The organism is Sodalis sp. RH20 (assembly GCF_047324205.1).
Lineage (GTDB): Bacteria > Pseudomonadota > Gammaproteobacteria > Enterobacterales > Enterobacteriaceae > Acerihabitans.
In genome coordinates this window covers 5,227,242-5,247,304 of record NZ_CP178733.1, presented here as the reverse complement: position 1 = coordinate 5,247,304, position 20,063 = coordinate 5,227,242, and the positions used below count along the sequence as shown (strand labels likewise).

13 protein-coding genes are annotated in these 20,063 nt (G+C 59.3%); 3 read left to right on the top strand and 10 right to left on the bottom strand.

Annotated elements, in window-relative coordinates; all coding sequences use genetic code 11:
- The first annotated feature begins 2 nt into the window (after positions 1-2).
- Both gntX and nfuA read left to right on the top strand, forming a co-directional pair.
- On the top strand, positions 3-689 hold the full coding sequence (gene gntX, locus ACL2XM_RS23760; RefSeq protein WP_413727583.1) for a DNA utilization protein GntX: 687 nt from the start codon (positions 3-5) through the stop codon (positions 687-689).
- 59 nt (positions 690-748) lie between these two features.
- Positions 749-1,324, top strand: coding sequence for a Fe-S biogenesis protein NfuA (gene nfuA, locus ACL2XM_RS23755; protein WP_410013209.1), 576 nt, complete (start codon positions 749-751; stop codon positions 1,322-1,324).
- Between the two features lie 121 nt (positions 1,325-1,445).
- Here the strand turns inward: nfuA and malQ are convergent, their stop codons facing one another.
- The 5 genes from malQ to glpE form a co-directional block, all read right to left on the bottom strand.
- On the bottom strand, positions 1,446-3,548 hold the full coding sequence (malQ, locus tag ACL2XM_RS23750; protein ID WP_410013208.1) for a 4-alpha-glucanotransferase: 2,103 nt from the start codon (positions 3,546-3,548) through the stop codon (positions 1,446-1,448).
- Between the two features lie 9 nt (positions 3,549-3,557).
- Entirely contained in the window at positions 3,558-5,963 is a 2,406-nt protein-coding gene (gene malP, locus ACL2XM_RS23745) for a maltodextrin phosphorylase (RefSeq protein WP_413731725.1), read from the bottom strand.
- Between the two features lie 337 nt (positions 5,964-6,300).
- Positions 6,301-7,059, bottom strand: coding sequence for a DeoR/GlpR family transcriptional regulator (locus ACL2XM_RS23740; RefSeq protein ID WP_410013206.1), 759 nt, complete (start codon positions 7,057-7,059; stop codon positions 6,301-6,303).
- 24 nt (positions 7,060-7,083) lie between these two features.
- Entirely contained in the window at positions 7,084-7,923 is an 840-nt protein-coding gene (gene glpG, locus ACL2XM_RS23735; RefSeq protein WP_410013205.1) for a rhomboid family intramembrane serine protease GlpG, read from the bottom strand.
- Positions 7,924-8,248: 325 nt separating this feature from the next.
- Positions 8,249-8,581 carry a thiosulfate sulfurtransferase GlpE gene (gene glpE, locus ACL2XM_RS23730; RefSeq protein ID WP_410016707.1) on the bottom strand — a complete coding sequence of 111 codons (333 nt, stop codon included), beginning with the start codon at positions 8,579-8,581 and terminating at the stop codon, positions 8,249-8,251.
- 179 nt (positions 8,582-8,760) lie between these two features.
- On the opposite strand from glpE, the gene glpD reads away from it, so the two are divergent.
- Positions 8,761-10,272 (top strand): glycerol-3-phosphate dehydrogenase, encoded by a 1,512-nt coding sequence (glpD, locus tag ACL2XM_RS23725; protein WP_410013204.1) that lies wholly within the window; start codon positions 8,761-8,763, stop codon positions 10,270-10,272.
- Between the two features lie 181 nt (positions 10,273-10,453).
- Here the strand turns inward: glpD and glgP are convergent, their stop codons facing one another.
- The 5 genes from glgP to glgB are packed head-to-tail and all read right to left on the bottom strand — an operon-like array spanning position 10,454 to position 19,878.
- A complete protein-coding gene (gene glgP, locus ACL2XM_RS23720) occupies positions 10,454-12,901 on the bottom strand; it encodes a glycogen phosphorylase (RefSeq protein WP_410013203.1) in 2,448 nt (815 codons plus the stop codon).
- Positions 12,902-12,927: 26 nt separating this feature from the next.
- Complete coding sequence (gene glgA, locus ACL2XM_RS23715) at positions 12,928-14,358, bottom strand: glycogen synthase GlgA (RefSeq protein ID WP_413731724.1); 1,431 nt, start codon at positions 14,356-14,358, stop codon at positions 12,928-12,930.
- A gap of 51 nt (positions 14,359-14,409) precedes the next feature.
- The gene (gene glgC, locus ACL2XM_RS23710) at positions 14,410-15,696 is read right to left on the bottom strand and encodes a glucose-1-phosphate adenylyltransferase (RefSeq protein ID WP_410013201.1); all 1,287 of its coding nucleotides are present in this window, start codon (positions 15,694-15,696) and stop codon (positions 14,410-14,412) included.
- Between the two features lie 13 nt (positions 15,697-15,709).
- Complete coding sequence (gene glgX, locus ACL2XM_RS23705) at positions 15,710-17,695, bottom strand: glycogen debranching protein GlgX (RefSeq protein WP_413721586.1); 1,986 nt, start codon at positions 17,693-17,695, stop codon at positions 15,710-15,712.
- Positions 17,695-19,878 carry a 1,4-alpha-glucan branching enzyme gene (glgB, locus tag ACL2XM_RS23700; RefSeq protein ID WP_413731723.1) on the bottom strand — a complete coding sequence of 728 codons (2,184 nt, stop codon included), beginning with the start codon at positions 19,876-19,878 and terminating at the stop codon, positions 17,695-17,697. Before glgB ends, glgX begins: the two co-directional genes overlap by 1 nt.
- Positions 19,879-20,063 lie beyond the last annotated feature (185 nt).

Sequence of the window (20,063 nt, the reverse complement as noted above, 5' to 3'; positions counted from 1 at the left end):
CCATGCTAACAATCAACGCCCTTTGTTGGCTATGCCAACAGCCATTATGGTTTAGCCACCAGGGAATTTGCCGGTGCTGCGCCGGCCACCTGCTTAACCGGCGCGAGACCTGCTGCCCGCGCTGCGGGCTGCCGGCCGGAAGCCGCAGGCTTTGCTGCGGACGCTGTGTGCTGAAATCGCCGCCGTGGCAATCATTGCTGTATGTCGCTGATTACCGGCCGCCGCTGAGCCGGCTGGTAAAAAAACTCAAATACCAGGGCGGCACCGGGCTTGCGCGCGTGCTCGCCCGCCTGCTGGTGTTGCGCTGGCAGGAAGAACGCCATTTGTACGGGCGCGATAAGCCGGATCTTGTACTAAACGTGCCTTTGCATACTTACCGCCACTGGCGCAGGGGCTATAATCAAACAGATCTTCTCGCCCGGCCGCTGGCGCGCTGGCTGGGCGTGGAATACCTCAGCCAGGGACTGGAGCGCACCCGCGCCGTGGCGCCGCAGCAAACGCTGCATGCCGGCGCCCGCAGGCGCAACCTGCGCGGCGCCTTTGCCTGCCATGCCGATGTGGCCGGCAAGACCGTGGCGCTGGTGGATGACGTGGTCACCACCGGCAGCACCATGGACGAAATTACCCATCTCCTGCTGGCCCGACAGGCCAGGGCGGTGCAGGTCTGGTCAGTTTGCCGGACCTTGTAGTGCTCAGGTTAATGGGAGTATTATAACCGACTAGATTAGTCAACTATTGAGTGAATGATATGATCCGGATTACCGATGCTGCCCAGGAACATTTTGCTAAATTACTGGCCAATCAGGAAGCTGGCACCCAGATTCGTGTATTTGTCATTAATCCAGGCACGCCGAATGCGGAATGCGGCGTGTCATATTGTCCTCCCGACGCGGTTGAAGCCACCGATACCGAGCTGAAGTTCGAGAAAATCAATGCGTATGTCGATGAGCTCAGCGCGCCTTATCTTGTGGATGCGGAAATCGATTTTGTTACCGACAAGCTCGGTTCGCAGCTCACCCTGAAAGCGCCAAACGCCAAGATGCGTAAAGTCTCCGACGACGCGCCGCTGATTGAACGGGTGGAATATGTGTTGCAATCGCAAATCAACCCGCAGCTGGCAGGCCACGGCGGCCAGGTTTCGCTGATGGAAATCACCGACGATAACCTGGCTATCCTGCAGTTCGGCGGCGGTTGCAACGGCTGTTCCATGGTCGATTACACCCTGAAGGAAGGCATTGAAAAAGAGCTGCTGGAAAAATTCCCCGAGCTAAAAGGCGTGCGCGATCTGACCGAGCACCAGCGCGGCGAGCACTCGTTCTATTAACGGCGGCGCGGCCGTCGGCCTTACCGTGAATTACCGGTCCGCTGCGACGGGCCGGCGCATCCCTGCCCAAGCCCCTTTTTACCCGCCGCACGGCGCCTGAGCGCCACTGTATAACCTGCGTTTACCGCTCACCCGTCGGCGTATTGCCTATCGCTGCCTTGCGCAGGCGATCTACTTCCCTGAGCAGGCGCATCAAGGTGGGGTCGTCAAACATTTCGTCCACCTCCCGCGTCAGCTTACGCCGCCAGTTCGGATATTGATCGGTGGTGCCCGGCACATTGACCGGCAGCGCCATATCCAGCCAATCCTCAGGCTGTAGCCCCAACAGCGCCGAATTGCTGCGCGCCACGTAGCGGTGCAGCCCGCGGTTCAGCAATGGCGACATCATCACCCGGTCCGCATTGGCGCTCATCTTTGCCGGTACGCATTTCCAGGCGTGCAGGGCCGCCAGCAGCGCCTGACGCGCTTTCTGCCTATCGTCCAGCAAAAGCTGATACACCTCCTGCGAGGGGTAGATTTTCAGTTCCCGTCCCAGCCGCAGATCCTCCTGCTGCCAAAAGCCGCGCAGGGTGGCGAGATCGTGTGTGGTCAGGGTGGCCATGGCCTGCGCCATATATTCATCGGGCGGGCGGAAATGGGTGGCGTCGGTACGCTCGAACAGCAATACCTTGTAGGAGTACACGCCGGCGGCCTGCAGTTTACCGGTGATTTCGCGCGGCACGGTACCCAGGTCCTCGCCGATAACCATGCACTGCTGCCGGTGGCTTTCCAGCGCCAGCACCGCCAGCAAATCATCCACCGGATATTGCACGTAAGCGCCGTGCTGCGCCGTCTGCCCGCGCGGTATCCACCACAGCCGCAGGAGCGACATGACATGATCGATACGCAACGCGCCGCAGTGGCGCATATTGGCACGCAGCATCGCGATAAACGGCTCATAGGCCCGGGCGATGAGCACGTTCGGGTCCTGCGGCGGCAGGCACCAGTTCTGGCCCTGCGGTCCCAGCTTGTCCGGCGGTGCGCCGACCGAGGCCGCCAGGCAATACAACGTGCGATCGCTCCAGGTCTCCATGCCCCCTTCACTCACGCCGACCGCCAGATCGCGATACAGGCCGATGGGCATTTCCAGACGCCGGCTCAGGCGAAAGCAGGCGTCGAACTGGCGCGCGGCCTGCCATTGCAGCCAGCTGAAAAACAGGATTTCGTTTTCGTGCCGTTGACAGAATTCCCGCACCGCGGCGCCGTCAGCCTGCTGATACTCCGGCGGCCACTGCTGCCAGCCCGCCGAGGGATGGCCCTCGCGGGTCAGGTAACGGTGGAGCGCATCGAAGGTGGCCTGCTGGCGCAGGCTGTCGCCGCCGTCGTGGATAAACCCGCTAAATGCCCGCCGCTCGGGATCATCGGGCGCGCGGGTGTTGAACTGCGCATAAGCGTGGGTCAGCGCCGCCAGCTTGCATTCCGTCACCTGCGGATAATCCACCAGCTCATCGGCGCGCAGGGCGGCAAGGCGCTGCTGGGTCCGCGGCGATGCCAGCCACTCTTGCGCCGCCGGGCTTTGCTGGAAGTCCTCCAGCGCGCCGACATCGATATACAGGATATTGAGCCAGCGCCGGGAGGACGGACTATAGGGGCTGGCCCAGCCGGGCGCGGCGGGATACAGCGCATGGATAGGATTCAGGCCGACAAAGGCGCCGCCGTGGCGCGCGGTGCCCTCGATCATCAAGGCCAAATCGCCGAAATCGCCGATGCCCCAGTTATGGCGCGAACGCAGGGTATACAGCTGCACGCAGGCGCCCCAGAGCTTATGCCCCGCCAGCAGCGCCGGCGGTTCATAACAGCGCGGCGGCGCCACGATAATCTGGCAGGACCATTGGCTGTCGCCGGCGCGCAGGGTGAGCCGGTGATAGCCGGGCGGCAGCGCGGCAGGCAACGCCACGTGGCCATCCACCGTCCCGCCCTGATGGCGGCGGCCCGATTCCTCGATAAGCTCCCAGCCGGCCGGCTGCGCAAGCGTCACCGGCAGCGGTCGTTCTTGGCCGGTCCTGACCACCCACACCGGCGGCAGCGCCGCCGTTCGATCGGCATCGTCGCTTAACCCCGCCATGGCGGCCAGCAGCTGCCGCTTGGTCTCCTCGCTGATGATTTTGCGCTGTCCCCAGGCATCCACATATTCCGGAATAATTCCCGCCCGTCCGGCGGACCGCTCCAATACCTTGGGATCCATCAAAACTCCTTAACGTTTTGCTTGCCAGATGCGTTGCTGATAATCGCGTATCGAACGGTCCGAACTGAAGAACCCTACCCGGGCGGTATTGAGCACCGCGCTGCGCGTCCAGTCGTCCGGACGGCGGAACAGGGCATCCACCCGCCGCTGCGCCTCGCAATACGCGGCGAAATCCGCCAGCACCAGGTAGGGATCGCCGCCCTCCTGCAGGCTGTGCAGCAGCGGTTCGAACGCATGTTTATGCTTATGGCTGAAAACACCGCTGCCCAGCTCGGTCAGCAGGCCTTTCAGCGCTTTATCCTTTTTCAGGTACTGAGCCGGTTTATACCCCCCGGCCAGCAGCGCTTTGACCTCCGGGTCGGTCAGGCCGAAGATGAATATATTCTCCTCGCCGACCTGTTCGGCAATTTCCACATTGGCGCCGTCCAGGGTGCCGATGGTCAGCGCGCCGTTAAGCGCCAGCTTCATGTTACCGGTGCCGGACGCCTCCTTGCCGGCGGTGGAAATCTGTTCCGACAGGTCCGCCGCCGGGATCATCCACTCCGCCACCGATACCCGGTAATCGGGCAGGAAGATCACTTTAAGCCGATCGTTTATCTTACGATCGTTGTTGATCTTCTCCGCCACCTGATTGATGGCATAAATAATATTCTTGGCCAGGGCATAGCCCGGCGCGGCCTTGGCGCCGAACAAAAACACGCGCGGCACGATATCAAGCGCCGGGTTATCGCGCAGCTGGCGATAAAGCGACAGGATATGCAGCAGGTTAAGATGCTGGCGTTTATATTCATGCAGCCGTTTGATTTGCACGTCGAACAGCGCTTCCGGGTTGACGGTGATATCGGTCAATTGCCTGATTTTCGCCGCCAGGTAGTGCTTATTGTCGCGCTTGATCTGCTGGAAGCGCTGGCGGAACTCCGTCTGGTCCGCATAGGGTTCCAGCTCCCTGAGTTTTTCCAGCCGGGTCACCCAGCCCTTGCCGATGGTGGCATCGATAAGCTTCGCAAGCGCGGGATTGCACGCCTTCAGCCAGCGGCGCGGCGTAATGCCGTTGGTGACATTATGGAATTTTTCCGGCCAGAGCGTGAAGTATTCCGGGAACAGGTCGGTTTTCACCAGATCGGAATGCAGGGCGGCTACGCCGTTAACCGCAAAACCGCACACCACGCACAGATTGGCCATGCGCACCTGTTTGTCATAGTTCACCGCCACCTTCGGCCATATCTCTTTATCATCCGGCCAGCGCTGCCGCACCACTTTCTTAAATTCGCGGTCTATCTGCCTGATAATGTCGAAATGGCGCGGCAGCAGGGCGCGTACCAGCTTTTCGTCCCAGCGCTCCAGCGCCTCCGGCATCAGGGTATGGTTGGTATACGCGAAAGTGCGCGAGGTAATCGCCCAGGCGTCCTGCCAGGAAAGCTGATGTTCATCAAGCAGCACGCGCAGCATTTCAGGGATGGCGATGGTGGGATGGGTATCGTTGAGCTGGATGACTTCGTAATCAGGCAAGCTCTGGATCGTCCGGCCCGCCAGATGGTGGCGGCGCAGGATATCGGCTACCGCGCAGGCGCACTGGAAATATTGCTGCATCAGGCGCAGCTGTTTGCCTTCCAGGTGATTATCGTTAGGATACAGCACCTTGGTCAGCTTGGCGGCGTCGATGCCGGCCTGCTCCGCTTTCAGGAACTTGCCGTCGTTAAACAGCCCCAGGTCAAAGGGATGGGGATGGGTGGCTTGCCACAGGCGCAGCGGCAGGATGATGCCGTTTTCATAGCCGACCACCGGCAGGTCCCAGGCTTCGCCGTTGAGGGTAAACGCCGGTTCCCAGTTCACGCCGCCTTGCTCATTTTTCACCAGTTTGCCGCCCAGCCCCACCCGCACCGTCAGCGCCGGGTTGTGCCTGAACCAGGGATACTGTTCCCGCTGCCAGTCATCCGGCGTTTCGCATTGCCTGCCCGCGGCAAAATGCTGGCGGAACAGGCCGTACTGATAATCCAGGCCGTAGCCGGTGGCATCTTGCCCCACCGTCGCCATGGAATCCAGGTAACAGGCCGCCAGACGCCCCAGTCCGCCGTTGCCCAGGGCCGGGTCGATCTCCTGCTCCAGCAGGTCGGCAAGCTCGATGCCGTAGCCCCCCAGCACCTTTTTCACCGTATCGTACCAGCCCAGGTTAATCAGGTTGTTGCCGGTCAAGCGGCCAATCAGGAATTCCATGGAGAGATAGTTGACGTGCCTTGGATTTTTTTGGTCCTGCTGACGCGCCGGCTGCCGGGAGATTAATTCATTCACCGCCGCGCTGACCGCGTGCCACCATTGATAGGCGGTCATTTCCTGCGCTTCCTGCAGGCCTAAACGTTGCCACTGGCGGTCCAGGGCCGATTGAAAGGCGACTTTATCAAGCTTCATTTTTGGCATAAAAGCGTCTCTATCCTGTTGATAAAAGTGGGTCAACGCCGGAAACGGGCCGACAGCCTGCGCGGACTGTCATATTCACGGGATATCTCTACCGGGCGGCCGTCGCGGGAGCGACGGACCCATGTTATAAGTTATCGTAAAACAACGGGGTTTGTTCGTTTATGATCAAAGAATAGTCAAGGGCGTTAAAAAGAGGGGCGCTGGCAAAAAATTTTAATTAATTAGCGAAAAAATAATCTACCGGGGCGCGCGGCCGGTTAAAACGACCGGCGCGCCGGGGCCGGCAAGCGGCCCGCGCCCACGATGGCGCGGCCTGGCGGAACGGGGCATCCTGCCCTCAGCACAGCTCCAGCTTAACCTCGGACTGTTCGATAATGCTCATTACGCTCGGCGGCGGCAGCTCGTCGGTAAACAGAAAATCCACCAGGGACATTTTGCCCAGGTTGACCATGGCGTTGCGGCCGAATTTGGAATGGTCGGTGACCAGCATAACGCAGCGGGAGTTGTCGATAATCGCCCGCTTGGTGCGCATTTCGTGATAATCGAACTCCAGCAGCGATCCGTCCATATCGATGCCGCTGATGCCGAGGATGCCGAAATCCAGGCGGAACTGGGAAATAAAATCCAGCGTGGCTTCGCCCATAATGCCGCCGTCGCGGGTGCGCACCTCGCCGCCGGCCAGGATCAGGCGGAAATCCTCTTTGGCGGTCAGCAGCGTGGCGACATTGAGGTTATTGGTGACCACCCGCAGGTTCTTATGGTTCAGCAAGGCATGGGCCACCGCCTCGGGGGTGGTGCCGATATCGATAAACAGCGTGGCACCGTCCGGTATCTGACTGGCTACCCGCTGGGCGATGCGCGCTTTTTCCGCCGACCACATGATCTTGCGATCCTGGTAGGCCGTATTCACCGAACTGGACGGCAACGCCGCGCCGCCATGATGACGATGAATCTTATTGTGCTCGGCCAAATCGTTCAGATCGCGCCGGATGGTTTGCGGGCTGACCGAGAAATGCTCCACCAACTCTTCGGTACTGACATAACCCTGCCGCCGTACCAATTCAATAATGGCATCATGCCGCTGCGTTTGCTTCACGTTAAATCCTCTGCTGCCTGGACCCTATCGCCGGCGACCAATCGCATGGCGCGTATCCCAGAAAGCCATTAATAATCCGATAACCAGCCCCGCCACATGGGCGGCATTAGCCACGGCAATGCCGAAAATATCGAAATAACCGGCGATAAGCCATAGCAGGGCAAACACAATGACACCGCGAGGCATCATCAGCGGGCCGTTGGGGTTTTTCTCGCCATACCACCAGACATACCCCATCAAGGCATACACCACGCCGGAAAGACCGCCGAACAGGGCGCCGCTGAAATGGGATTGCACCAGGCCGCTGACCACCGCCGAGACCAGGGTCAATATCGCCAGGGTCGTCACGCCGCGATATTTTTCCACCGCGCTGGCGAGATACCACCACCACACTATATTGAACAATAAATGCAGTAACGAAAAATGCAACAAAATATGGCTTACCCAGCGCCATACCTGCAGGTAGCGCGACGGACCGGCGGGAAACGCCAGCCAGTACATAACGACATCATCGCCCAGGACGTTCATTAAAATAAACACCAGGACGCAGCATAACAACACGCCGAGGGTCAGCGGCCCCGCCTGGCTGCGCAGCGCCGGCAGCCAGGCGGTGCGCTGATAATGAAACTGCCCGCGCTCGGCGCTGCCCGTGCGCCAGCTGGCCGCCTGGTAACGTGGGTGCGTCGGGTCCAGCAGAAAGATTTCCAGCGCGGCCTCTACCCGGGCCAGCTCCGCGTCATCTGCAAGCCATAGCTCGGCTATCCTGCCTTGCTGCTGCATTTCAATCGTCACGCCCTGGGTTTTCATATAGTCGATAAAAGCCTGGGCAAGGCGGGCATTGGACAGGGTCGTTACACGAATCATAGCGTGGGGCGAGTCCTTTAATCATGATGTTCGGGCGCCGGCAAGACCGGCGATATCGTGCTGGCATAGCGCTGGCATAGCGCCCGCGGCGCGATAATCAGCTGATTACTATCATAACATGTTCCCTGCGGCATCCCCCATCATGGCATCAACGGCCGCAGGGTTTTTTGCTTACGGGGGAAAATGAACGGTTTTGATAAGAAGGGGAACAGTATCCGCTTGCGGGCAGGGATAATCGCGAGCGCGTCACAATCGACGCACCGGTGATTATCGCCCGCTGAAAAAAGCGGCGCCCGCGCAGGGAAACGCCGGCGCCTGGCGCGGGTCAGCCTGCCGTCGGGGTGGCGACGTCGGAGGGAAACGCTTTCTGCCAGGCATCGAAACCACCGTCTATGCTATAGGCGGCGTTAAACCCCTGTTGCAGAAGATACTGCGCAGCGCCCTTGCTGCTGTTGCCGTGATAGCACATCACCATCACCGGACGGGTAAAGTCCGTCTGCTGCATAAACGCGCCCAGGGTTTCGTTGGTAAGGTGAACCGCCCCCGGCGCATGGCCGACGGCAAAACTCTGCGGATCGCGGATATCCACCAGAATCGCGTCGCCCTGCCGCCAGCGTTCATACGCCTGTTCCACGCTTATTGCCTCGAAGTGTTCCATCGCCTGCGTCGCCTCGCTTGTTAACGTTTTTTCCACATAGTGTAAACATAAACTGTTACCTGCGTCACGCATAGACGTTTTTTTCAGCATGGGCCTTGGCGCTGATGTTGGTTTTCGATTACAATTATGAGCGAAAACGAAAATAAAAGAACTGTAACGAGCACCTGGAGGAAGGTAACGTGGAAACCAAAGACTTGATCGTGATCGGCGGCGGCATTAACGGCGCCGGCATCGCGGCAGACGCAGCGGGGCGCGGCTTATCCGTGCTGCTGCTTGAGGCGGATGACCTGGCCTGCGCGACCTCTTCCGCCAGTTCAAAACTGATTCACGGCGGCCTGCGCTATCTCGAGCATTATGAGTTCCGCCTGGTCAGCGAAGCGCTGGCGGAACGCGAGGTGCTATTAAAGATGGCGCCGCATATCGCCTTCCCCATGCGCTTTCGTCTGCCGCACCGGCCGCATCTGCGGCCGGCCTGGATGATCCGCATCGGACTGTTTATGTACGATCATCTGGGCAAACGCACCAGCCTGCCGGCCAGTAAAGGGTTGCGTTTCGGCGCGGATTCCATCCTCAAGCCTTCCATCGTGCGCGGTTTTGAATACTCCGACTGCTGGGTGGACGATGCCCGGCTGGTGGTACTGAACGCGCAGGAGGTGGTCGCCAAGGGCGGCGAAGTGCGCACCCGCACCAAAGTAACCCGCGCCTGGCGCGAGAACGGCCTGTGGACGGTGGAAGCGCAGGATGTGATTACCGGCCAGACCCTGACCTGGCAGGCCAAGGGCCTGGCCAACGCCACCGGCCCATGGGTAAAGGAATTTATCGACGACAGCCTGAAGCTGCCCTCCCAGTACGGTATACGCTTAATCAAAGGCAGCCATATCGTGGTGCCGCGCGTGCATAACGGCCAGCACGCCTATATCCTGCAAAATGAAGACCACCGCATCGTGTTTGTCATTCCCTGGCTGGACGAGTTCTCCATCATCGGCACCACCGACGTGGAATACCACGGCGATCCGAAAGCCGTGCATATCGACGACGGCGAGACGGATTACCTGCTTAACGTCTATAACGCGCATTTCAAGAAGCCGCTCAGCCGCGCGGACATCGTCTGGTCCTATTCCGGCGTGCGTCCTCTGTGCGATGACGAGTCCGACTCGCCGCAGGCGGTGACCCGCGACTATACCCTCGCGGTCACCGACGACCACGGCAAGGCCCCGCTGCTATCGGTGTTCGGCGGCAAGCTGACCACCTACCGCAAACTGGCTGAACACGCTTTGGAAAAGCTGCATAAATATTATCCTGACGCCTACGGCGCCTGGACCAAAGGGGCGGTATTGCCGGGCGGCGATTTTAACGGCAGCCGCGACGATTATGCCGCCCAGCTGCGGCGCAAATACGCCTTCCTGACCGAAAGCCTGGCACGCCGCTACAGCCGCACCTACGGCACCCAAAGCGAGCAGATCCTGAAAGGCGCGGCCACGTTCGCCGACCTTGGCGAGCATTTCGGCCACGAATTGTACGAGGCGGAGCTGCATTACCTGGTGGAAAAAGAATGGGTGGTTACCCTTGAAGACGCCATCTGGCGCCGCACCAAACTCGGCATGTGGCTTGATGACGGCGAAAAACAGCATGTGAGCGAATGGCTGGCCCATCATGCGCGCGGCGGGAGGAAGCTGTCGCTGGCCTCCTAGGCAAGGGCGGCCGGATTCGGCCAGCGCATTTTAAGCAACAAGGCCGCGTAACGACGCGGCCTTGTTTGATCGCCCTGGAGCGCTGTTTATAGAGAAATGATCAGCGCCGCCAGGCCATAAACACGCCAGCTCCGCGTGTCCCTGTAGACGTCAATACGGTGACAGCCTGTCGCTTGCTCCGCTACAGCCGGATCGGCTTCACATGCCATATCTCATCGGCATATTCCTGGATGGTCCGGTCCGACGAGAAATAGCCCATACTGGCAATATTCATTACCGCCCGCCTTGTCCACTCCTCCGGCTGCTGATAAAGCTGGTCCACCCGATCCTGGGTATCGACATAACTGCGATAATCCGCCAGCAACTGGTAATAATCGCCGAAATTCACCAGTGTATCGAACAGATTACGGTAGCGATTGGCCTCGCCCGGACTGAATACGCCGGTGGCGATCTGGGTCAGGGCCTGGTTAAGCTCCGCATCCTGCTCATAGAACTGGCGCGGGTTGTAACCGTCGCGACGCAGCGCTTCCACCTGCTCGGCGGTATTGCCGAAGATAAAGATGTTTTCCTCGCCCATGCGGCTGCTCATCTCGATATTGGCGCCGTCCAGGGTGCCGATGGTCAGCGCGCCGTTAAGCGCGAACTTCATATTACTGGTGCCGGAAGCTTCGGTGCCCGCCAAGGAGATCTGTTCCGATAAATCCGCCGCCGGGATAATCAGCTGCGCCAGGCTGACGCTATAGTTGGGAATAAATACCACCTTCAAGCGGTTCTTCACCTGCGGATCGCTGTTAATCACCGTGGCCACATCGTTGATTAAATGGATAATCTGCTTGGCCATATGATAGGCCGAGGCCGCTTTGCCGGCAAAGATATTCACCCGCGGCACCCAGTCGGCATCGGGATCCTGTTTAATCCGGTTATAGCGGGTAATAATGTGCAGCACATTCATCAACTGGCGCTTATATTCATGGATACGCTTGATTTGCACATCAAATAACGCCGCCGGGTCGGCCACCACATTAAGCTCTTTGGCCATATAGAGAGCCAGCGCCTTTTTATTTTCCAGCTTGGCCTTTTGCACATCCTGGATAAACGCCGGGAAATCGATATGGGATTTGATTTCCTCCAGTTGGCTCAAATCGGTACGCCACATCTGGCCGATGGCGTCGTCCAGCACCGCCGACAGCGGCCGGTTCGCCAGCGCCAGCCAGCGGCGTGGCGTGACGCCGTTGGTTTTATTGCAAAACTTGTCGGGATAGATGCGCGCGAAATCGGCAAACAGCGATTGCACCATCAGGTCGGAATGCAGTTCCGATACCCCGTTGACCTTATGGCTGGCAATCACCGCCAGCCAGGCCATGCGTATCATCCGCCCGTCATGTTCATCAACGATCGACACGCGTGACAGCAGGGCGCTGTCGCCGGGAAACTGTTCCTGTACGCCGGTTAAAAAATGATCGTTGATTTCAAAGATAATCTGCAGTTGGCGCGGCAGGATCTTGCCCAGCATGTCCACCGGCCACCTTTCCAGCGCTTCGCTCATCAGGGTATGGTTGGTATAGGAGAATACCTTGCCCACCACGTCCCATGCCTGCTGCCAGGTAAATTTATGTTCGTCGATCAAAAGCCGCATCAGCTCGGGAATCGACAGCACCGGGTGGGTATCGTTGAGATGCACCGCGATTTTATCCGCCAGGTTGTCGAAGGTCTGATGCATCATCCAGTGACGGGTGAGAATATCCTGCATGGTGGCGGAGACTAAAAAGTATTCCTGGCGCAGGCGCAATTCGCGGCCTGAATAGGTGGAATCATCCGGATAGAGCACCCGGGAAACGTTTTCAGAATAGTTTTTATCTTCCACGGCGGCGAAATAATCGCCCTGGTTGAATTTGCCCAGGTTGATTTCATTGCTGGCCTGGGCGCTCCACAGCCTTAAGGTGTTGGTGGCGTCGGTATCAAAGCCGGGAATAATCTGGTCATAGGCGCAGGCCAGCACTTCCTCGGTCTCCACCCAGCGGGTTTTCGCCCCCTCCTGCTGCACGCGGCCGCCGAAGCGGACCTTATAGCGGGTGGAGTGGCGGGGAAACTCCCAGGGATTGCCGTATTCAAGCCAGTAATCCGGCGATTCCGCCTGCTGCCCGTTGATAATATTCTGCTTGAACATACCGTATTCATAACGAATGCCGTAACCCCGTCCCGGCAGCGCCAGCGTCGCCATGGAATCGAGGAAACAGGCCGCCAGCCTCCCCAGCCCGCCGTTGCCTAACCCCGGGTCGTTCTCTTCCTCCAGCAGATCGTCCAGCTCGAACCCCATATCCTCCAGGGCGGCCTTGGTATCGTCGTAAATCCCCATCGCCAGCAGCGCGTTGGACAAGGTCCGGCCGAGCAGAAACTCCATCGACAGGTAATAGACCTGGCGCACGTCCTGCGACAGTTGGGCGCGATTGGAGCGCAACCACCGCTCCACCATACGATCCCGTACCGCCAGCAGCGTGGCGTTCAGCCACTCATGCTTATTGGCGGCGGAAGGATCTTTACCGATGGTAAACATCAGCTTATAGGCAATCGAATGTTTCAGCGCTTCCACGCTGAGGGTGGGTGAAGCATAAATAAACGGAGAGTTCATGGCATTCATTCCCAATCAGTGAATATCTACAAGCGTTGATAAAGAGACTGATAAGCCCGGGCGGCGACATGCCAACTGAAATCTAAACCCATCGCCTGACGCTGGACATAACGCCACAGGGCAGGCCTTGACCATAACACAAAAGCGCGGCGGATAGCCCGCTGCAACGCGCTGGCGGTGGCATCTTCGAAAACAAAACCGCTGGCGATGCCGTCGGAGAGGTTCTCAAGCGAGCTGTCGGTCACCGTGTCCGCCAGCCCGCCGGTGCGCCGTACCAGCGGCAGGGTACCGTATTTCAGGCCGTAGAGCTGCGTCAGGCCGCAGGGCTCGAACCGGCTCGGCACCATAATCACGTCCGCGCCGCCGATAATGCGGTGGGAAAACGCCTCGTGATACCCTAACTGTACCCCCACCTGGCTGGGATATTCCGCCGCCGCCGCCAGGAACCCCTGCTGCAGGTTGGCGTCGCCGGCGCCGAGCAGCGTCAGCTGGCCGCCCTGCTCCAGCAGGTCCGGCAGGACTTCCAGCACCAGATCCAGCCCCTTTTGGCTGGTCAGGCGGCTGACCACGGCAAACAGCGGGACCTTTTCGTCCACCGTCAGGCCCATGGCGGTCTGCAGATGGCGCTTATTGTTGACTTTCGCCTCCAGCACATCACGGTTATAGCGCGTGGACAGCATGGCGTCATGGGTCGGATTCCAGATGGCATCGTCCACGCCGTTGAGGATGCCGGTCAGCCGTCCCTGGGACTGCAGCGACGCCAATAGCCCTTCCATACCGTAGCCGTAGGCCGGCTGGGTGATTTCCCGGGCGTAGGTAGGGCTGACGGTGGTGACGTGATCGGCATAGAACAGCCCGGCCTTCAGATAGGAGATCTGGCCGAAAAACTCCATGCCGTAGGTGTGGAAAAACGCATCCGGCAGGCCCAGCTCCGGCAGGTGTCGGGCGTTGAACAATCCCTGGTAAGCCAGGTTATGCACCGTAAACACCGATTTCGCCGGTCGTCCCTTGGCCGCCAGGTAAGCACAGGTCAGGCCGGCGTGCCAGTCATGGGCCTGGATGATATCCGGTTGCCAGGCCCGGTCCAGTCCGCTGGCCATTTCGGCGCCGACCCAGCCCAATAGCGCAAACCGCAGATAGTTATCCATATAGGCATACTGATCCTGGTCATGGTAAGGGCTGCCGGGGCGATCGTAAAGATCGGGGGCATCGATAAGATAGATGCCAACGCCGTTGAAACGACCATATAACAGTTTGACGCGGCGTGAAAACGCGTCGAATTCATTGACCACGCGGGTATCCGGGATACCTTTGCGCAAATCCGGAAACGCCGGCAATAAAACCCGCACGTCATCCCCTTCCACAATCTGAGCCGCGGGTAATGCCCCGACCACATCTGCCAGTCCCCCGGTTTTCAGTAGGGGAAACAGTTCAGAACACACATGTAAAACCTGCATTATCGCTCCTGTTAAGGCCTATTATTTTTTGACTGATGGCTACAGATCTTCCTAATTGACGTTGGCCAGCATCTTACGTGTTACCAGCACGATTCCTTCCTCAGAGCGATAGAATCGTCGTTCATCGTCCGCGGCGTTTTCACCGATCACCATGCCTTCCGGTATTTCGCAGGCACGATCGATAATGCACCGCCGCAATCGGCAAGAGCGTCCCACGATCACATCCGGTAAAATTACCGCGCCGTCCAGCGTGCAAAACGAATTAACGCGCACGCGGGGAAACAGTACAGAGTGCGTGACATGCGCACCGGAAAGGATGCAACCGCCGGAAACCAGTGAGTTCAGGGTCACGCCGTGGTTACCGGCGCGATCCTGAACAAATTTGGCCGGCGGCAGCGGTTCCATATGCGTGCGTATCGGCCAGTTTTGATCGTACATATCCAGTTCCGGGGTTACCGAAGCCAGATCCAGATTCGCCCGCCAGTAAGCGTCCAGCGTGCCCACGTCACGCCAGTAGGGCGGGGTTTGGTCATCGTCGGCGGAAGAGACGCACGACAGGGTGAACGGATGCGCCCAGGCTTCGCCCAGGGCGGTGATTTTCGGGATAATGTCCTTGCCGAAATCATGATTGGAGCCTTCGGTGCGCATATCCTCTTCCAGCAGGGCAAAGAGATAATCGGCATCAAAGACGTAAATACCCATGCTGGCCAGCGCCAGATCCGGGAAACCGGGCATGGCCGGCGGTTCCGGCGGTTTTTCGACAAAGTCCAGCACCCGGTATTCATCATCGACCGCCATAACGCCGAAGTCCCTGCCCTCCATGCGGGGCACAGGCAGGCAGGCCACGGTGCATTTGGCGCCTTTTTCCACATGATCGATAAGCAGGCGGGAGTAATCCATTTTATAGATATGATCACCCGCCAGGATGACGATGTATTTGGCGCGGTAGCGGCGGATGATATCCAGGTTTTGCGATACCGCGTCCGCCGTGCCGCGATACCAGTGTTCGGTGGCAAAACGCTGCTGCGCCGGCAGCAGATCGACAAATTCGTTCATCTCCTCGTTGAGGAAAGACCAGCCGCGCTGGATATGCTGCACCAGGGTATGCGACTGGTACTGGGTTATCACGCCTATCCGGCGGATACCGGAGTTCAGGCAGTTGGAGAGCGCAAAATCAATAATACGGAACTTACCGCCGAAATGAACCGCGGGCTTGGCACGCTTGGCCGTCAAATCTTTTAACCGCGAACCGCGTCCGCCCGCCAGGATCAGCGCGACGCTTTGGATCGGCAATTGTCTGGCCAGCATCACCGGGTCACTACCTTCATACCTAACCATCGCCGACTCCTTATTATTGTTTTACCAGCACATTAACCGTACGGGCCGCCAGCGGTAAGCGGCGCTCCGGATCCGGTTGCCCTGGGCGCTGAAACGGTGCCGCCAGCGCCCATGTCCCTTCAGGTAAGGTCATTTCGCAGGCTTTTGTAGTGGCATTGATCACAAACAGGTAATCTCGTGACAGACGGATCTGCAATCGATGTTCTCCCCGCTCCCACTCCCCGGCGCTCAGCGCCTCGCCATGCTCGTTCAGCCATTCGACCGTTTGCGGGTCGCTTTCACGCCACCAGCGGTTCTGCATCAGGGCGGGAATACGCCGGCGCAGGCTGATAAGGTCGGCGGTATAACCTATCAGGCCGGCATCCGCGCGCGGCCAGTCCAGCCAGGTCAGTTCATTATCCTGGCAATAGGCGTTATTGTTGCCCTGCTGGCTATGGCCGAACTCGTCCCCCGCCAGGAGCATCGGCGTGCCCTGCGACAGCAGCAGCGTCGCCAGCAGCGCCTGCTGGCTGCGGCGGCGGCGTTCCCGGATATCCTGTCCGGCGTCGGGGCCCTCGACGCCGTGGTTGTCGCTAAGGTTATCCCAGGCGCCGTCGCGGTTATCCTCGCCGTTGGCCTGGTTGTGTTTTTCGCTGAAGCTGACCAGGTCCTGCAGGGTAAAGCCATCATGGGCGGTCAGCATATTGACCGTGGCGCAGGGTAAGCGCCCGGTCGTGTTGAACAGGTCGCTGGACGCGGCAAAACGGCGGGCAAAATCTCCCGGCGCCAGGTCGCCGCGCAGCCAGAAGCGGCGCATATCGTCGCGAAAACGGTCGTTCCATTCCGCGAACGGCGGCGGGAAAGCGCCGACCTGATAACCGCCGGGTCCGATATCCCAAGGTTCGGCGATCAGTTTGCAGCCGTTAAGCGCCGGATGCTCCTGCAGCGCGGCGAATAGCCGCGCGCTGGCGCTGAATTCCGGCGTGCGCCCCAGCACCGTGCCTAAATCAAAACGAAAGCCGTCGACATGGCACGTCTCGCGCCAGAAGCGCAGGCAGTCCAGCACCCAGGCGGTAACATCGGGATTATCGAGGCGCAGCGTATTGCCGCAGCCGGTCCAGTTTTGATAATCCCCGCGTTCGTCCAGCCAATACCAGCCGGGGTTGTCGATGCCGCGCAGCGACAGCACGGGACCGGTCAAATCCAGCTCGGCGCTGTGGTTGAACACCACGTCGAGGATGACTTCGATACCGGCCTGGTGCAGGGCGCGCACCATGGCGCGAAACTCGTCCAGCGCCGACAGATCCTGATGGCCGCAGGCATAGCCCGGCTCGACCGCATAGGGCGCCAGCACGTTGTATCCCCAGTAATTGCGCAGCCCCAGGCGTTGCAAACGCGGTTCGTCCACGTGCTGCTGCACCGGCAGCAGCTCGACTGCGGTAATGCCCAGTTGCCGCAAATACCCCGTCATCAGCGGATGGGCCAGGCCGGCATAAGTGCCGCGCAGCCCCTGCGGGATCCCGGGATGCAGCCGGGTCAGTCCGCGCACATGGGCTTCATAAATTACCGTCTCGCCCCAGGGCGTCGCGGGCGGCGTATCGTCACGCCAATCATAGCGCTCATCCACCACCACGCTTTTCGGCGCCGCCGCGGCGCTGTCGGCCCCGTCCGGCGTGTCGCCCGGGTCATACAGCGACGGATGGTCGCCGACCGCGCCGTCAAGCGCGCGGGCGCAGGGATCGATCAACAGCTTGGCCGGATTAAAGCGCAGTCCCTTTCGCGGCTCAAACGGGCCCTGTACCCGATAGCCATAACGCTGGCCGGGGCCGGCGCCCGGCAGGTAGCCGTGCCAGATATTCCCGCTGCGCGCCGTCAATGCGATTTGCCGTTCATCGCCTTTGTCGTCGAACAGGCACAACAGCACGCGCTCGGCATGGGCCGAATACAGGCTGAAGTTGACGCCTTTGCCGTCAAATCGGGCTCCCATGGGGCTGGCTGAACCTGCGGACAGCGTCTCCATTAATTCTCCCGTACCAGGAAAATCGTCGCCAGCGGTGGTACGGTCAGTAGCAGCGAATGCTCCCGGTGATGACTGGAAACAGGTTCGCTGTACAGCTCGCCGCTATTGCCCATATTGCTGCCGTTATAATAATGGGAGTCGGTATTCAGCACCTCGCGCCAACGTCCGGGGGACGGGATGCCGATGCGATAGCCGGGGCGCGGCACCGGGGTAAAGTTGCTGACCACGATCATTTCGCCGCCGCTGGCGTCGCGGCGCAGAAAAGCGAATACCGAGTTTTCGCTGTCGTCCGCCACCAGCCATTCAAAACCGTTATAGCGATAATCCAATTCATACAACGGCGCATGGGTGCGATAGCACTGGTTTAAGTCGCGCACCAGCCGCTGCACGCCGCTGTGCATGCCGTCCGGGTCGTCCAGCAGGTGCCAGTCGAGACTCATGTCGTGGTTCCATTCACGCAGCTGCGCGAACTCGTTGCCCATAAACAGCAGTTTTTTACCGGGGTGTCCCCACATAAAACCGTAGTAGGCGCGCACGTTGGCGAATTTTTGCCACATATCGCCGGGCATGCGGTTCAGGATGGAGTGTTTGCCGTGCACGACTTCATCATGGGACAGCGGCAGCACGAAATTTTCGCTGTAGGCGTATACCATGCTGAACGTCATCTGGTGATGATGGTATTTGCGGTGAACCGGATCGAGCTGCATATATTTCAGCGTGTCGTTCATCCAGCCCATATTCCATTTGTAATGGAAACCGAGACCGCCGTTTTCCGGCGGCGCGGTCACGCCGGAAAATGAGGTGGATTCCTCGGCCACGGTAATGGCGCCGTCGCGCTGGGTGCCCACGGTATGGTTGGTATAGCGCAGGAAGGCTATCGCCTCGAGGTTCTCGTTGCCGCCATAATGGTTAGGCACCCATTGCCCCGCAGGACGGCTGTAGTCGCGATAGATCATCGAGGCCACCGCATCGACGCGTAAACCGTCGATACCGTATCTTTCCAGCCAAAATAGCGCATTGCCCGCCAGGAAGTTGCGTACTTCGTTGCGGCCGTAGTTGTAGATCAGCGTATTCCAGTCCTGGTGCAGCCCCTCGCGCGGGTCGGCGTACTCATACAGCGACGTGCCGTCGAATTTCGCCAGGCCGAACTCGTCGCCGGGGAAATGGCCGGGCACCCAATCGAGCAACACGTTGATGCCCGCCCGGTGGGCGGCGTCAATCAGTACCCGGAAATCCTCGGGGGTGCCGAACCGGCGGGTGGGCGCATAGATGCCGAGCGGCTGGTAGCCCCAGCTGCCGTCAAAAGGGTGCTCGTTAATCGGCAGCAGCTCGATATGGGTAAATCCCATATATTTGACGTAATCGACCAGTTGCTCCGCGAGTTCCAGGTAGCTGAGCCAGAAATTATTGTCGGCGTGGCGCCGCCAGGATCCCAAATGCACTTCATAAATGGCAATCGGCTGGTTGAACGTATTGGCCGCGCTCCTGGCCGCGTCCGGCGCTATCACCGGCGGCAATCCCCGGGTCAGGGACGCGGTTTCCGGGCGCATTTGCGCCTCGAAGGCATAGGGGTCGGCTTTCAGGCGCGTTTGTCCGTGACAGTCGATGATTTCGTATTTATACAGTTGGCCGACGGTGACGGAGGGCAGGAACAGTTCCCAAATGCCGTTTTCGCGCCGCTGGCGCATAGGATGCCGGCGGCCGTCCCAATAATTAAACTCGCCCACCACCGATACCCGCTGGGCATTGGGCGCCCAAACGGCAAAACGCATGCCCGCCACCCCGTCCAGCTCGTCCGGGTGGGCGCCGAGACGTTCATAAGGACGTAAATGGGTGCCTTCCGCCAGTAGCCAGCTGTCGATATCCTGCAAGAGCGGTCCGAAACGGTACGGGTCCTCAATGATATAAGTATGCTCATGCCAGGTGACGGCCAATTGATAGGTAAAAGGTTTTTTACGCCGGCCTAATTGCGCCATAAACAAACCGCGGTCGTCTTCACAGGTTAATTCTGTGATCTTGCGCCCATTTTTTTTATCAATAAGCGTTACCGCGCTGGCATCCGGTAATAACGCGCGCACCACCAGCCCTTCGCTGGTCTGATGCATGCCTAATAATGAAAACGGATCGGCATACCGGCCGGAAACCAAAGCTGTAATGACCTCATGGTCGGGAAATCCTGACATGGTGTTATTCCTTTCATTACTCCATGAAATAAAACAATATTTCCAAAAAATTATCCGATGCTTACACCACCCCCATGGTTTCCCTAAGGCACGGGCGCCCGCGACGGCGGGACCGGCGCGGGTGCATAAAACGGTGCAGAGATTCGGGGTAGTATTGATTACATCTTATGCGCAATCATAGATCT